Annotated in this window: 13 protein-coding genes; 12 read left to right on the plus strand and 1 reads right to left on the minus strand. The window is 41.1% G+C overall.

Annotated elements, in window-relative coordinates; all coding sequences use genetic code 11:
* The first annotated feature begins 15 nt into the window (after positions 1-15).
* The 10 genes from ABT310_RS07495 to ABT310_RS07540 all read left to right on the plus strand — a co-directional run bounded on the left by ABT310_RS07495 (position 16) and on the right by ABT310_RS07540 (position 12,039).
* Positions 16-1,470, plus strand: a complete 1,455-nt coding sequence (locus ABT310_RS07495; protein WP_375326122.1) for a SusD/RagB family nutrient-binding outer membrane lipoprotein — start codon at positions 16-18, stop codon at positions 1,468-1,470.
* Positions 1,471-1,473: 3 nt separating this feature from the next.
* On the plus strand, positions 1,474-3,153 hold the full coding sequence (locus tag ABT310_RS07500; protein ID WP_375326123.1) for an alkaline phosphatase family protein: 1,680 nt from the start codon (positions 1,474-1,476) through the stop codon (positions 3,151-3,153).
* A gap of 3 nt (positions 3,154-3,156) precedes the next feature.
* On the plus strand, positions 3,157-4,524 hold the full coding sequence (locus ABT310_RS07505) for an aspartate aminotransferase family protein (protein WP_375326124.1): 1,368 nt from the start codon (positions 3,157-3,159) through the stop codon (positions 4,522-4,524).
* Positions 4,524-6,128 (plus strand): fibronectin type III domain-containing protein, encoded by a 1,605-nt coding sequence (locus ABT310_RS07510; RefSeq protein WP_375326125.1) that lies wholly within the window; start codon positions 4,524-4,526, stop codon positions 6,126-6,128. Before ABT310_RS07505 ends, ABT310_RS07510 begins: the two co-directional genes overlap by 1 nt.
* A complete protein-coding gene (locus tag ABT310_RS07515) occupies positions 6,118-7,191 on the plus strand; it encodes an alkaline phosphatase family protein (protein ID WP_375326126.1) in 1,074 nt (357 codons plus the stop codon). Before ABT310_RS07510 ends, ABT310_RS07515 begins: the two co-directional genes overlap by 11 nt.
* A gap of 136 nt (positions 7,192-7,327) precedes the next feature.
* The gene (locus tag ABT310_RS07520) at positions 7,328-7,960 is read left to right on the plus strand and encodes a Crp/Fnr family transcriptional regulator (RefSeq protein ID WP_375326127.1); all 633 of its coding nucleotides are present in this window, start codon (positions 7,328-7,330) and stop codon (positions 7,958-7,960) included.
* A 60-nt stretch (positions 7,961-8,020) separates the two neighbouring features.
* Complete coding sequence (locus tag ABT310_RS07525; RefSeq protein WP_375326128.1) at positions 8,021-9,754, plus strand: SulP family inorganic anion transporter; 1,734 nt, start codon at positions 8,021-8,023, stop codon at positions 9,752-9,754.
* A 57-nt stretch (positions 9,755-9,811) separates the two neighbouring features.
* On the plus strand, positions 9,812-11,221 hold the full coding sequence (locus tag ABT310_RS07530) for a rhodanese-like domain-containing protein (protein WP_375323294.1): 1,410 nt from the start codon (positions 9,812-9,814) through the stop codon (positions 11,219-11,221).
* Positions 11,222-11,227: 6 nt separating this feature from the next.
* A complete protein-coding gene (locus ABT310_RS07535) occupies positions 11,228-11,608 on the plus strand; it encodes a rhodanese-like domain-containing protein (RefSeq protein ID WP_375323295.1) in 381 nt (126 codons plus the stop codon).
* 89 nt (positions 11,609-11,697) lie between these two features.
* The gene (locus ABT310_RS07540; RefSeq protein WP_375323296.1) at positions 11,698-12,039 is read left to right on the plus strand and encodes a rhodanese-like domain-containing protein; all 342 of its coding nucleotides are present in this window, start codon (positions 11,698-11,700) and stop codon (positions 12,037-12,039) included.
* A 136-nt stretch (positions 12,040-12,175) separates the two neighbouring features.
* Here ABT310_RS07540 and ABT310_RS07545 read toward each other — a convergent pair whose 3' ends face one another.
* Complete coding sequence (locus ABT310_RS07545; protein ID WP_375326159.1) at positions 12,176-13,048, minus strand: sterol desaturase family protein; 873 nt, start codon at positions 13,046-13,048, stop codon at positions 12,176-12,178.
* A 186-nt stretch (positions 13,049-13,234) separates the two neighbouring features.
* Between ABT310_RS07545 and ABT310_RS07550 the strand changes: the two genes are divergently transcribed.
* Both ABT310_RS07550 and ABT310_RS07555 read left to right on the plus strand, forming a co-directional pair.
* Positions 13,235-13,441 (plus strand): DUF2892 domain-containing protein, encoded by a 207-nt coding sequence (locus tag ABT310_RS07550; RefSeq protein ID WP_375323297.1) that lies wholly within the window; start codon positions 13,235-13,237, stop codon positions 13,439-13,441.
* A gap of 140 nt (positions 13,442-13,581) precedes the next feature.
* Positions 13,582-13,713 (plus strand): hypothetical protein, encoded by a 132-nt coding sequence (locus ABT310_RS07555; RefSeq protein ID WP_375323298.1) that lies wholly within the window; start codon positions 13,582-13,584, stop codon positions 13,711-13,713.
* Positions 13,714-13,733: the final 20 nt, after the last annotated feature.

The following is a 13,733-nucleotide window of genomic DNA, read 5'->3' on the forward strand; positions in this document are numbered from 1 at the left end:
GTTAACAATAACAACATGAAAAAGATATTTTTAATAACGACAGTACTTGCAATGGCCCTTTGGTCCTGTGACAAGTTCGACGTTAGCAACGACAACCCCGATGTTGCACTAAACATCAACCAAAACCCAGAATTGCTTTTGACCAATCTTCAAAGAAGGTCAATTCGTGAAGCAGTAGGCGGTTCTTGGAGTGAAGGAAACCTAATGGGGCAATATGGTGCCCGTATCGTATTTACCTCTTTCGACCTATTCGACTGGGGGGATCAAAGCGGAGCTTGGAACAACTATTACTATACCATTCGAGATGCCAAGGAATTGGAAAAACTGGCCAACGAAAACGGATTGAAAAGTTACATTGCCGTTTCCAAGATCATGCAAACATGGGCGTATAGTATTTTAACCGATATGTGGGGCGATGTTCCTTACGCTGAGGTAAATCAGGCCAGCGTGGAAAACTATACCCCAATGTACGATACCCAAGAGGATATCTACACTTCTATGCTAGCAGAATTGGCAGAGGCCAATTCCATTTTGGGAGGTTCAGACCTTACCCAAATTAAAGGAGATTTGTTGTTCGATGGTGATTTGACGATGTGGAGAAAATTTGCCAATTCCTTAAGACTGCGTTTGGCGCTTCGTTTGAGTGAAGTGGCGCCTTCAACTGCATCAAGTGTGATTTCCGGTATTTATGGAAATCCTACTCAGAATCCAGTAATGGAGTCCAATGATGATAATGCGACCCTTACCTTTTTGGCCGCAAATCCAGATGCGCACCCTGTCACAGAAGAGTCTGTTTACCGTGTAGGTTCCTATAACGAATACCGAATTTCTGAGCACTTTGTGACCCTGTTGGATGGTTTGAACGACCCAAGATTGGAGTTCTTTGCGGACCCAACGGCTAATTCTGTGGAGCAAGGCTCCCCAGAGATTGTGGGGATGTTGAACGGAGTTGTGGATGGCCCAGCGTATACCTATCAAGGTGGTGATGCATTCCTTTCCAAATTCAATATTGATTATTTCTACTTTCAACCCAATACCAACCAAGCAAGGTTGATGTTGTATGCTGAAGTACAATTTATTTTGGCCGAAGCGGCCCAAAGAGGATGGATTTCTGGTGATGCCCAAACATTTTATGAAGAAGGAATTACTGCCAACTTCGAATACTGGGGGGTTGATTTGCCTGCAGATTATTTAACAGGTGCAGGTGTAGCTTTTGACAATTCGTTGGAAACCATCATGACCCAGAAGTACATCAACCTGTTCTATACCGATTACCAAGGTTTTATTGAGTACAAAAGAACAGGATTCCCAGCAACGATTGCCCCTGGACCAGATGCTTTTTACGATTTGTACCCAAGTAGATTCGAGTATCCAAGTAATGAGGAATCTCTGAACAATACCAACTACACCGAAGCTGCTACCCGAATAGGTGGGGACCAGATTACCACCAAAGTTTGGTGGGAAAACTAAGGTATGTCAATGTATTTTAAGAAGTTTAATATAGCAATGATCATGACCATGGGAACTTTGTTTCTGTGGTCTTGTTCTTCTCATAAAGAGGCAACTCCAAAGGGAATTGATCATATCATTGTCATCGGAATCGATGGCATGAGTCCAAATGGTATCCAAAAAGCTAACACCCCAATGTTGGATTCCATGATCCAAAATGGAGCCGCAACCCTACATGCAAGATCGGTACTTCCATCTAGTTCCAGTCCAAACTGGGCCAGTATGATCATGGGTGCCGATACCGAACAGCACGGGGTGACCTCCAATGGTTGGGAAAAATTCGATCATCAATTACCACCCGTAGTACAAACAGAAAATGGAACCTTTCCAACAATTTTCACTCTTTTTAAAGATCAACAACCGGATGCCCACGTAGGTGCCATTTACGATTGGGATGGATTTGGTCGTTTGTTCGAGAAATCTGACGTTGATTTTGATATTGACGGTGACCACGAGGACAAAACCACCCAAGCAGCAATTAACTACATTAAGGAACATACCCCAAAGTTCACCTTTGTGCACCTGGATCATGTCGATCATGCAGGCCATGCTTTGGGTCACGGAAGTCCAGAGTATTACAAATCGGTTGAAAAGGCTGATTCGTTGATCGCTGAAATTGTGGATGCCACCAAACAAGCTGGAATCTTTGAAAAAACCATGTTCATTGTTTCTGCCGATCATGGTGGATTGGGATTTGGCCATGGCGGAGAAAGCTTGGCCGAAATGGAAATTCCTTTCATTTTGTACGGAGCTGGCATCAAAAAAGGGTACGCCATTGAGGAAACCGTGTATCAATACGACAACGCGCCGACCGTTGCCTATGCCATGGGGTTGAAAACGCCCCAAGCTTGGATTGGTCGACCTGTAAAAGGAGCATTTATAGGCAACGAAGCCGCAAAATTGATCTACAAGCGCAAAGAACAAATCACCCACCCCAAAATTCTTCCGGATGCGGGTTATTTTGAACCTGCTGGAGGGGTTTTTAAAGCGGATTCCGTAGGTGTAGTGATTCAAAACCCCAATAATGTCGGAGAAATTCGATACACCATTGGCGCTGAAGTGCCCTCTATGGAAAATAGTCAAGCCTATCAGGATACTTTCTATTTAAGAGAGACCAGCATCATCAAAGCTGGGATTTTTCAACAAGGTCAATTGGTGAGCACGATTGCAGAAGGTAATTTTAGAATAGTTCCCGAATCGAAAGAAGATGCAGTCAAATTTCAAACCTATGAAGTAAGCGGCATCGTCAAATTGCCTGATTTTACAACTTTGAATCCTTCTTATGAGGGATTTGTAACCGAATTTTCACACAAACAAGCACTTTCAGAAGACAAACCTCAAGAGGAGATTGCCGTGGTTTTTGAAAGCTACTTGGATATTTTGGAAGAGGGTAATTATACTTTCTTTACCAATAGCGATGATGGTAGCAAACTTTACATAAACGGTACCGAAATCGTGGATAATGATGGCGACCATGGGGTAATGGAGCGCAGCGGTTCCTTGGATTTGACCAAAGGAAAACATTTGGTGCGTGTGGAGTTTTTTAATGGAGGTGGCGGCTATCATTTAGATGTCAAATACAAAGGCCCCAACACCGCAAAACAAATCATCCCTGCAAATCATTTGTATAGAGAAAATAATTAATAAATGAACCAAAAACGCAATATGCACAACTCAGAATCTGTTGTGGAAGGCGATATCAACCTGACTCCTGCACGAAAGGAGTGGTTGCAAAATGAAGTGAGTACAGAAACCAAGGAATTGTTGGAAAAGGATGCCAAATACTTTATGCATCAATCCATGTCGACCCCTTGTTTGGATGTGCTCAAAAATTGTGAAGGCTCGTACATAGAAAGTGTATCTGGGAAAAAATATTTGGATTTTCACGGGAACAATGTGCATCAAATTGGGTTTTCACACCCAAAAATGGTAGCTCACTTAACCGAACAACTTCAAGGTTTGACATTTTCCACCCGAAGATATGCCAACGAAACAGCCATTCAATTTGCAGAAAAACTTACATCTTATACGCCAAAAGGACTCAACCGAATTTTATTGACCCCAAATGGCAGCTCAGCCATTGGAATTGCCCTCAAATTAGCTCGGGCCGTTACAGGAAAACACAAGGTGGTCTCTTTTTGGGATTCGTTCCATGGCGCTAATTTGGATGCCATAAGTGTCGGTGGTGAATTCATTTTTCAAGAACATATGGGGCCAATGATGCCAGGAATTGAACGAATTCCTCCACCAATTACCTATCGCGGCATTTTTGAAGGGAACGAGGCCAAAGCCCTCGAATATTTGGAATATGTTTTGGAAAAGGACAACCAAATTGGGGCTTTTTTGGCCGAGACCATTCGCAATACCGATGTGCAGATTCCGTCAGAAAAATTTTGGAAGGGTGCTCGCGAGCTATGCACAAAACATGGAGTCCTACTTATTTTGGATGAAATTCCAATCGCGTTTGGACGAACAGGCAAAATGTTCGCGTATGAATTGTTTGGCATAGAACCTGACATTCTGTGTTTGGGCAAAGGTCTGGGCGGAGGCATTATTCCGCAAGCTGCCATAGTCACTCGAGAAGAGTACAACAAGTTTGGGGATATTTCATTGGGACATTACACCCATGAAAAGAGTCCATTGGGCTCCATCGCAGGATTGACCCTATTGGAGGTAATTGAAGAAGAAAATCTACTTCAAAAAGTAAAGGAGGACCAAGAAATTATGAGAAAGTCCCTTTACAAAATGCACCGAAAATATTCCTTGATTGGGGATATTCGCGGCGTCGGACTTTTGTGGGGCATCGAATTGGTCACCGATAGAACCACCAAACAAAAAGCAACCGCCGAAGCCGAGGAAATTATGTACGACTGCTTAAAACAAGGATTGAGCTTTAAAGTTTCCAAAGGAAATGTTCTGCAACTTTCCCCACCATTGACCATAACTAGAGAAGAACTCGAAAAGGCATTTGAAATATTGAACTGTGCCTTTTTAAAAACCAATGCGATAGCCTAATGAAAAAAATCAACCAACTGTTTATTCTATTTTTTGTGGGAGTGATGCAACTCACTGCCCAAACTGACCCCCAAATTTTAGTACAACCCTATCTTCAAGATGCCGAACCTAATTCCATAGTGATCATGTGGGAAACTACAAGTGGAGAAGAAAGTATTGTGGAGTGGGGTACCACCGAAAAATTGGGTAAAAAGACCTCTGGAAAAGCCGAGGATATCAATTTCTCCGAATCCAGGGTGCATACCGTTAAATTGGTAGGTCTAAAGCGATTCACGGAATACTACTATCGTGTGAAAACAGGAAAGGCGAAATCCGATATTTTCCAGTTTAAGACCCCTCCATTTTCTAGTGATGAGGAAAGTTTCAACATAGTGGCCATGAGCGATATGCAATACGATAGCCAACAGCCCAACAAGTTTTCTGAAATTGTGAATCAGGGATTGCTTCAATATTTGGAAAAAGAACACGGCGGCAAATTGCCAGACAATTTGGCCATGGTGATGATTCCTGGGGATTTGGTACAAAGCGGGAGCAAATATTACCAATGGAAAGAACATTTCTTCGACCCAGCACAAAAACTCTTTTCAGAAGTGCCTGTTTATCCCGTGTTGGGAAACCATGAGCGGAATTCTGTTTTTTATTTTAAATATTTCAGCTTGCCTGAAAATGGAACCCCAGCTTATGCTGAGCATTGGTGGTACAAAGATTATGGCAATACCCGAATTATCGGTTTAAATTCCAATGACGGCTACCGGGATCTCGGGGAACAATACAAATGGTTGGAAAAAGTCTTGGAAGAAACCGAAAAGGACGATAACATCGACTTTGTGTTTGCCCAATTGCACCATCCTCACAAATCCGAACTTTGGATTCCAGGGGAAGAAGAATCCACGGGAAAAGTGGTGAAAATGTTGGAAGCATTCTCCACCAAAACAGGCAAGCCGAGCATCCACTTTTTTGGTCATACCCACGGATATTCCCGAGGTCAATCCAGAGATCACAAGCACCTTTGGATCAATGTGGCCTCCGCGGGAGGTGCCATCGACAATTGGGGTGAATTTGAAGGCAGGGATTATGATGAGTTCACCGTTACCCAAGACGAATATGGTTTTGTTATGGTCGAAGTAGATGGCAACCGAAATGACCCAAAATTCACCATCAAAAGAATTAGTAGAGGAAATACTATCGAGTCCAGAGAAAATGAACTTCGCGATAGCATCACCATTTGGCGATTGGAAAAAAAGCCTGAAGCACCAAAAATCATCTCGCCAATAAACAACATGGTGGTGACTGATGATTTTGCTACCTTGAAAGCTGGTGAATTTTCAAGTTCGTTGAGCGGGGCATTTCACGCTGCGGCACATTGGCAAGTTTCAGAAACCGAAGATTTTGAAAAGCTGGCCTTGGACAGCTGGAAACAATTTGAAAACTGGTATTACAAAGAAGACCGTCAAAAGGAGGACGATCTTACCGATGAGCAAACCAAAAGATTAAAACAGGGCACCACCTATTTTTGGAGGGTGAGGTATCGTGACCAAAACCTAAATTGGAGCGATTGGTCCGAAATAGCATCATTTAAAACAAAGGAAGAAAATGAAAAATAAGATTTTGCTTTTGATGGCTGCTGTAGCAGCGATTTTCAATATTCAAGCACAAAATGCAGATGACACCAAGGTGATTTTGATCACATTGGATGGTTTTCGTTGGCAAGAATTGTTCACCGGAGCGGATTCCCTTTTGGTGGGGAACAAAGCGTATGTCCATAATGTTGAAATGCTAAAAGGAGCCTTTTGGAAAGACACTCCAGAAGAAAGAAGAGTAGCCTTGATGCCTTTTATCTGGAATCAAGTGGAAAAAATGGGTCAAATACATGGGAACAGAAACTTGGGTAGTAAAGTGAATTTGACCAATTCCATGTGGTTTTCCTATCCTGGGTACAACGAAATTTTGACGGGTACGGCGGATGATGAACATATCCAAAGCAATGATAAAATACAAAACCCCAATACCACCATTTTGGAGCGTTTCAACAATACATCTGAAGGAAAAGGCAAAGTTGCAGCCTTTGGTAGTTGGGACGTATTCCCATTTATTGTGAACGAAGAGCGTTCTGGGGTTCCTGTGAATGCAGGATTTGAGGAAGCAATGGGTGATTTGACAGAGAAGGAGAAATTCCTGAATGATTTACAAGATCAGATTCCGAGTCCATGGGGCAGCGTGCGTTTGGATGCCTTTACCCATCATTATGCCTTGGAGCATATGAAAAAGGAACATCCTAAGTTGGTTTTTGTCTCTTACGGTGAAACAGATGATTTTGCCCACGATGGCGATTATCAGGCTTATTTAAAATCCGCACACAATACTGATACCTTGATCAAAGACTTATGGGAATTCACCCAACAGGATGAATTTTATAAAGAGCAAACCGTTTTTATGATCACAACAGACCATGGTAGAGGAACCCAACCTTTGGATACTTGGAGAGGCCATGGCAGTGATGTAAAAGGAGCAGATCAAGTTTGGTTGGTAGCTTTCGGTAAGAATGTTGAGGTCTTGGGCGAAGTAAAACAAGACGAGCAGTTATATTCCAATCAAATCGCCCCGACCATTCTAAAAATATTGGGACAGCCTATTTCAAAGGAAATAAAAGGGACTCCCATAAAATAAAGTTTAAGTAGATTCAAATTCAGTAATTTAGTTTGTCACGGACCTGCATCATTGGTGCAGGTCTATTTTTTATCACCCTTATAGTCGTGGGACAGTTGTATCAAAATACTTACCTTAGAGCTGCATTTGGAACACTATGGAAGAAGAACTTTTAGGCGTCTTTAGTAAATATTTTGAACAACCCCTGATTGATGAGATTGTTGAGGTGGGGAAAATTTTAGAAGTCCCAGCAGGCGAGACTATTATGGATATTGGCCAGTATATTCGGAGTATCCCATTGTTGTTGTCTGGCGCCATAAAAGTATTGCGGGAAGACGAAGAAGGAGATGAGCTGCTTCTGTATTATTTGGAACAAGGTGAAACCTGTTCCATGACCATGGCCTGTTGTATGGGACAAACCAAAAGTGAAATCCGTGCCATTACCGAAACCGATACCAAGATTATGATGGTGCCCGTTCAAAAAATGGAAGAATGGATGGGAAAATATAAAGGTTGGCGCAATTATGTGTTCGATAGTTACCATAACCGATTGAACGAGTTGTTGCAAACTGTGGACAATATTGCATTCAAAAATTTAGACCAACGTTTGGTGGACTACCTTAAAAAGAAAGTGGAAGTGACCAACGACAATAAAATTCACAGCACCCACCAAGAAATAGCCTACGATTTACATACCTCAAGGGTAGTGGTTTCCAGGTTGTTGAAGAAACTTGAAAAAATGAAGAAAGTAGTGTTGCATCGGAGTTATATTCATGTGACCGACCTGTAATGTAGCCTTTGTTACTGAAAATAGCCCACGGGCATTCTATTTTTGCATAAAACCAATCAGATGATCAAAAGGATTCTTCCTTTTTTATCCTCTTTATCCAACTACAATCGTTCCTATTTTTATGGGGATCTAGTGGCGGGTATCACTGTGGGCATTATGTTGGTGCCCCAAGGAATGGCCTACGCCCTAATTGCTGGAATGCCCCCCATTTATGGCTTGTATGCGGCATTGGTGCCTCAATTCGTTTATGCATTGACGGGAACCTCAAGACAATTGGCCGTTGGTCCTGTTGCCATGGATTCCTTATTGGTGGCCGCCGGTATCGGAGCCATGCAATTATCGGGAGAGGGAGCTTATATTTCTGCGGTTATTTTCTTGACCTTGCTCATCGGATTGGTGCAGTTGTTATTTGGTTTTTTAAAAATGGGGTCGTTCGTCAATTTTCTTTCCAAGCCCGTAATCAATGGATTTACTTCAGCAGCGGCCATTTTAATAGGATTGGGTCAGCTCAAATATATTTTAGGGGTGAGTTTGCCCCAATCGGGAAAAATACATGTGCTTTTAAGCAATATTTTTGGAAGTTTTGGCAATGTAAATTTTTTGACATTGATCATGGGGGTAACCGTAATCCTTTTGATTGTAGTGCTTCGAAAAGTCAACAAAAGATTGCCCATACCTTTGCTTATTGTGGTTTTGGGAATTTTGGCCGTTGTTTTGTTCGGCCTGGAAGCCAAGGGAATTAAAATAGTAGGTAATATTCCAAGAGGATTGCCCAAATTTCAGCTTCCCGTTGCACAATGGGACCAAATTGGTAAATTTTTGCCGATAGCCCTTACGGTGGCGCTTTTTGGGTTTATGGAATCCATTTCCATAGCAAAAACAATAGAAGAAAGACATCCTGAGTATGAAATTGATGCCAATCAAGAACTCAGAGCATTGGGATTGTCCAATATTTTGGGTTCCTTATTCCAATCATTCTCCGTTTCGGGCAGTTTTTCCAGAAGTGCGGTGAACGATGAAGCAGGAGCTAAAACCAGTCTTTCATTGGTTTTTAGTACAATTTTTATAGCAGGTGTATTGCTCTTTTTAACCCCCCTTTTCTATAATTTGCCCACCTTTGCATTGGGAGGCATCATTATCGTTTCTGTTTTTGGTCTCATAGATTTGCAATATCCTTTAATGCTGTGGAAAAACAGAAAAGATGAATTTTTGTTATTGGTTGCAACGTTCATCATGACACTCTCCATAGGTTTGATTGAAGGAATTATTCTGGGAGTTTTATTGTCACTTTTATTGTTGGTGTACCGAATATCACATCCCCATATTGCCATTTTAGGCCGTATAAAGGACACTCATTATTTTAAAAATGTCAATCGGTTTTCTGAAGATGTTTTAGTAGATGATGATAAACTTATTTTACGCTTTGATGCCCAATTGTATTTTGGGAACAAGGATTATTTCAAAAAACAACTCTATAAAGAAATTGAAAAGAAAGGCCCAGCACTAAAATTTGTGGTTCTCAATGCAGAACCTATCAATTATATTGATAGCAGTGCCACTGTATTGCTGGAGCGAATTATTTTGGAACTACGCGAAAAAGGCATCCAATTTTTAATTGCCGGAGCCATTGGTCCCACGAGAGACATTTTATACAGTAGCGGCATCATTGATTTGCTGGGGGAAGAAAACCTGTTCGCCCAAACCTTTGATGCAGTGGAATGTTGTTCTAATCCAAAAGAACGAACAGGAATCCAGCGAAAAGTCTCATTACAATCTAAAACCAAGAGTTTGTAACTTTGGTCACTGAACTTTTGGTATCACAATTTTATTTTTGACCAAAACCATAATCACATGAAAATAGAGCAGATTTATACAGGATGTTTGGCCCAAGGGGCATATTATATAGAGAGTGAAGGTGAGGCAGCGATCATTGACCCCCTAAGAGAGGTGCAACCCTACATTAAAAAAGCGGAGGAAGCTGGTGCCACCATCAAATATATCTTCGAAACCCACTTTCATGCCGATTTTGTGAGTGGTCACGTAACCCTTTCCAAAGAAACAGGCGTGCCAATTATTTATGGTCCAACCGCCCAACCTGCCTTTGATGCCATCATCGCAGAAGATGGACAGGAATTTCAATTGGGTAAAGTAACCATCACGGCATTGCATACGCCAGGGCATACCATGGAGAGCACCACCTATTTATTGAAAGATGAAAACGGGAAAGACCATGCCATTTTTAGTGGAGACACTTTGTTCTTGGGAGACGTTGGAAGACCCGATTTGGCCCAAAAGGCAGCACATATGACGCAGGAAGAACTGGCAGGGACGTTGTTCGATAGTCTTCGAACCAAAATAATGCCTTTGGCCGATGACGTAATTGTATATCCGGCCCACGGAGCTGGTTCGGCTTGTGGCAAGAATATGATGAAAGAGACTGTGGACACCTTGGGCAACCAGAAAAAAATGAATTATGCACTTAGGGCTGATATGACCCGCGATGAATTTATCGAGGAGGTGACGGACGGTTTGTTGCCACCACCTCAATATTTCCCACTCAATGTTAAAATGAACAAGGAGGGGTATGAGGATATCGATACCATTATTGAAAGAGGTACACAGGCCTTGACACCAGAAGCTTTTGAAGTTGCGGCCAATGAGACTGGAGCAGTAGTTTTGGATGTGCGCCATCAAGATGAATTTGCGAAAGGCCATGTGCCACGATCCATTTTTATTGGTTTGGATGGTAGTTTTGCCCCATGGGTAGGCGCTTTGATTGCTGATGTGGAGCAACCCATTCTTTTGGTAATTCCTGAAGGAAGGGAAGAGGAGACCATTACTCGGCTTTCTAGAGTTGGATTTGATAAAACGCTGGGATATTTGAAAGGCGGAATCGATGCTTGGGCAAAAGCAGGAAAAGAAGTAGATACCGTAACTAGTGTAAATGCTGAGGAATTTAAAACAAAAGTAGAAGAAGGAGTGCCTGTTTTTGATGTACGTAAAGAAACGGAATACCAAGCGGAGCATGTGAAAGATGCGCACTTGACTCCCTTGGACTTTTTAAATGACCACTTGGCCGAATTTCCAGAAAAGGAAACTTTTTATGTTCACTGCGCCGGAGGATATCGAAGTATGATTGCCTCATCAATTCTTAAAAGTAGGGGAATCCATAATTTGGTGGATGTTGCAGGAGGTTTTGCGGATATTAAAAAATCAGGAATTCCAGTGACAGATTATGTTTGTCCAACAACCTTAAAATAAGTGAGCATGCAGCAGTTGATCAAATGGGTATTGTTCATGGCCGTTTTTGCCAATGTTGCCTCATGTCAATCACAGCAAGAAAAATCCATCACCAAGGTAGATAAGCAAGTGATTGCAACCGAAGTCATTGGAAAAAAGGTGCAACTTGTTGATGTAAGAACCCCAAGAGAATACAAAGCTGGTCATATTGAAGAAGCAGTGAACTTTGATTTGAGCAACCAAAGCAACTTTTTAAAGCAAATAGAGACTTTGGACAAGGATGAGCCAGTTTATGTGTATTGTTTAGTGGGTTCACGAAGTGCTTATGCGGCAAATATTCTTCAAGATAAAGGGTTTACAAAAGTCTTTGACTACTCCGGAGGTTACAGCGATTGGGTAAGAAATTAAAAAGTTTTCATAGATAACTTCTTGTGTAACAATCGTTACTGACCATCACACAGATCCAAGATACTTTAGTGGCATAAAATAAATAGTATATGTCATTATTAAGCATGTTGTTCAAAAGAACACTTCCGGAAGAAATTCAAATATTGGATGGAGAAGAATACCACGAAGCCATTTCTAAAGGAAAGGTGCAATTGGTAGATGTAAGGACCAAGTCCGAATTTATGGGCGGTCATATTAAAGGAGCCAGCAATATCGATTATTTCAAAGGATCTGCATTTGCCGCAGCTTTTTCAAAATACAAAAAGGACAAACCCATTTATATTTATTGTCAATCTGGTAATAGAAGTCAACAGGCCGCTAGAAAATTGGTCAGCATGGGCTTTACCAAGATCTTCGATCTAAGGGGCGGTTACGGAAGATGGGCCTATTAAAATACAGACAGAATCAACGATGTGATTGTGGATAAGGAACGTTCATCGGTTAGCTTTGAACATCAAGGCGCCGATGACGCTCCTTAGTTAAAGACGGCATTAAAAAATTGAGTTTACCCCTCTGAAGCGTTGATTCCTACTTTTCTTTTTTGAAACCGTAAAACAATTGCCCCCAAAAATCTTTGGGCAATTTTTTATCCCCTGGAAATCCAAGTTCAATTTTACCACTTGCTTCAGGGATGTAATTGGTCTTGAAGATGTAATCCCAAATACTCAAACTGATTCCAAAATTCACTCCATAAGAACCTTCAGGAATAGTGTACGCATGATGGTACAAATGCATCACGGGATTGTTGAGAATATATTTTAAAGGGCCATAGGTGAGTTTAATGTTGGCGTGGTTAAAATGCCCGATGGCAATAGCCGCAAAATGAACAATAAAGGCTTGCTCAGGCTCAAAACCACCCAATACCATTACCCCAATAGTTTTTAAAGGTTTGTAGAGGATGTTTTCCATCCAATGATACCTCAAGTGCGCGGCAAATCCCATTTCCTTAACACTATGGTGCACCTTATGAAACTGCCAAAGCACAGGATATTTGTGCAAAAGCACATGGGTGAACCACTGTACAAAATCCAACACGATAAAAAAGACAACCAATTGTAACCATTGCGGCCAATGTGCAATATCAACAATAGTTAAAGCAGTAGCACTAATTCCAATGTCCTTAAAAAGCACTCCAAGGAATTTATACACTCCACTAATAATGATTGCAAAAATGAAAAAGTTGAAAAACATATAAAATGCATCCAACCAAAAGTCTTTACGAAAAATGGATTGTTCCTTTCGCCATGGAAAAAGAATTTCGAGACTCCAAACAAGAAGTGAAATCAATATCAATCCCCAAAAATAATTATTGTACCAAGGCACGTCGAACAGAATGGACCTCCAAGTCCATTTAAGAGTGCCCACAAAACCGCTGGTCAAAGCATCAAAATAATCTTGCATCATATTGGGTTATGTCGTGCATTTTTTGTCAAACTTAAAATTACAACAAAAATAATGTGGCCTATGTAACCAATGTTACTATTTAGTGCAACGGCAAACCCTAATTTTGGAGTAAGAGATTGAAACAATGTAGAATAGAATGATTTAGAATTTCGAAACAGCATAGTAATCCACAAATCATACGTTATGAAAAAAAACATGAGCGGTGCAGACCGCATGATTCGAATAATTTTGGCACTTGTAGTAGTGGCCCTATTCTATTTTAATATAATTACAGGAACCTTCGCCTATGTGTTATTGGCACTGGCAGCGATTTTTGTTTTGACAAGTTTAATTAGTTTTTGTCCGTTGTACACCCTTTTTGGGATAAATACATGCAAGACTAAAAACTAGGTTTTTTGGTTGGTTGATTAAAGAAAAGCCGCTCTCTTCGAGCGGCTTTTTTTATTTAAGAAATTGGTTAGATGACAATTATCATTTTTTGACCAAAGCATATACAATTAAATTTATGACCAACTAAGCATGTATACATTATGAAAACACTCAACAACATAATTCCTTTAGTAGCTTGGGAAAATGGCATTTGGATGATAGGTGTGTTTGCCCTTGTGGTTGTCGTTCTTGTTGTCGCCGTTTTGGCCATGATGAACAGTGGAAAAAAGTAATATTTCACAACCCAGCCCAT

It is taken from the genome of Flagellimonas cixiensis, from assembly GCF_042134615.1.
Lineage (GTDB): Bacteria > Bacteroidota > Bacteroidia > Flavobacteriales > Flavobacteriaceae > Flagellimonas > Flagellimonas cixiensis.

Excerpts from the sequence above, each read along its gene's own strand:
- ABT310_RS07530 (WP_375323294.1), top strand. The coding sequence starts at position 9,812 with ATGAAAATAGAGCAGATTTATACAGGATGTTTGGCCCAAGGGGCATAT.
- ABT310_RS07535 (WP_375323295.1), top strand. The coding sequence starts at position 11,228 with ATGCAGCAGTTGATCAAATGGGTATTGTTCATGGCCGTTTTTGCCAAT.
- ABT310_RS07545 (WP_375326159.1), bottom strand. The coding sequence starts at position 13,048 with ATGCAAGATTATTTTGATGCTTTGACCAGCGGTTTTGTGGGCACTCTT.
- ABT310_RS07520 (WP_375326127.1), top strand. The coding sequence starts at position 7,328 with ATGGAAGAAGAACTTTTAGGCGTCTTTAGTAAATATTTTGAACAACCC.
- ABT310_RS07510 (WP_375326125.1), top strand. The coding sequence starts at position 4,524 with ATGAAAAAAATCAACCAACTGTTTATTCTATTTTTTGTGGGAGTGATG.
- ABT310_RS07540 (WP_375323296.1), top strand. The coding sequence starts at position 11,698 with ATGTCATTATTAAGCATGTTGTTCAAAAGAACACTTCCGGAAGAAATT.
- ABT310_RS07550 (WP_375323297.1), top strand. The coding sequence starts at position 13,235 with ATGAAAAAAAACATGAGCGGTGCAGACCGCATGATTCGAATAATTTTG.
- ABT310_RS07500 (WP_375326123.1), top strand. The coding sequence starts at position 1,474 with ATGTCAATGTATTTTAAGAAGTTTAATATAGCAATGATCATGACCATG.
- ABT310_RS07515 (WP_375326126.1), top strand. The coding sequence starts at position 6,118 with ATGAAAAATAAGATTTTGCTTTTGATGGCTGCTGTAGCAGCGATTTTC.
- ABT310_RS07555 (WP_375323298.1), top strand. The coding sequence starts at position 13,582 with ATGAAAACACTCAACAACATAATTCCTTTAGTAGCTTGGGAAAATGGC.
- ABT310_RS07495 (WP_375326122.1), top strand. The coding sequence starts at position 16 with ATGAAAAAGATATTTTTAATAACGACAGTACTTGCAATGGCCCTTTGG.
- ABT310_RS07525 (WP_375326128.1), top strand. The coding sequence starts at position 8,021 with ATGATCAAAAGGATTCTTCCTTTTTTATCCTCTTTATCCAACTACAAT.
- ABT310_RS07505 (WP_375326124.1), top strand. The coding sequence starts at position 3,157 with ATGAACCAAAAACGCAATATGCACAACTCAGAATCTGTTGTGGAAGGC.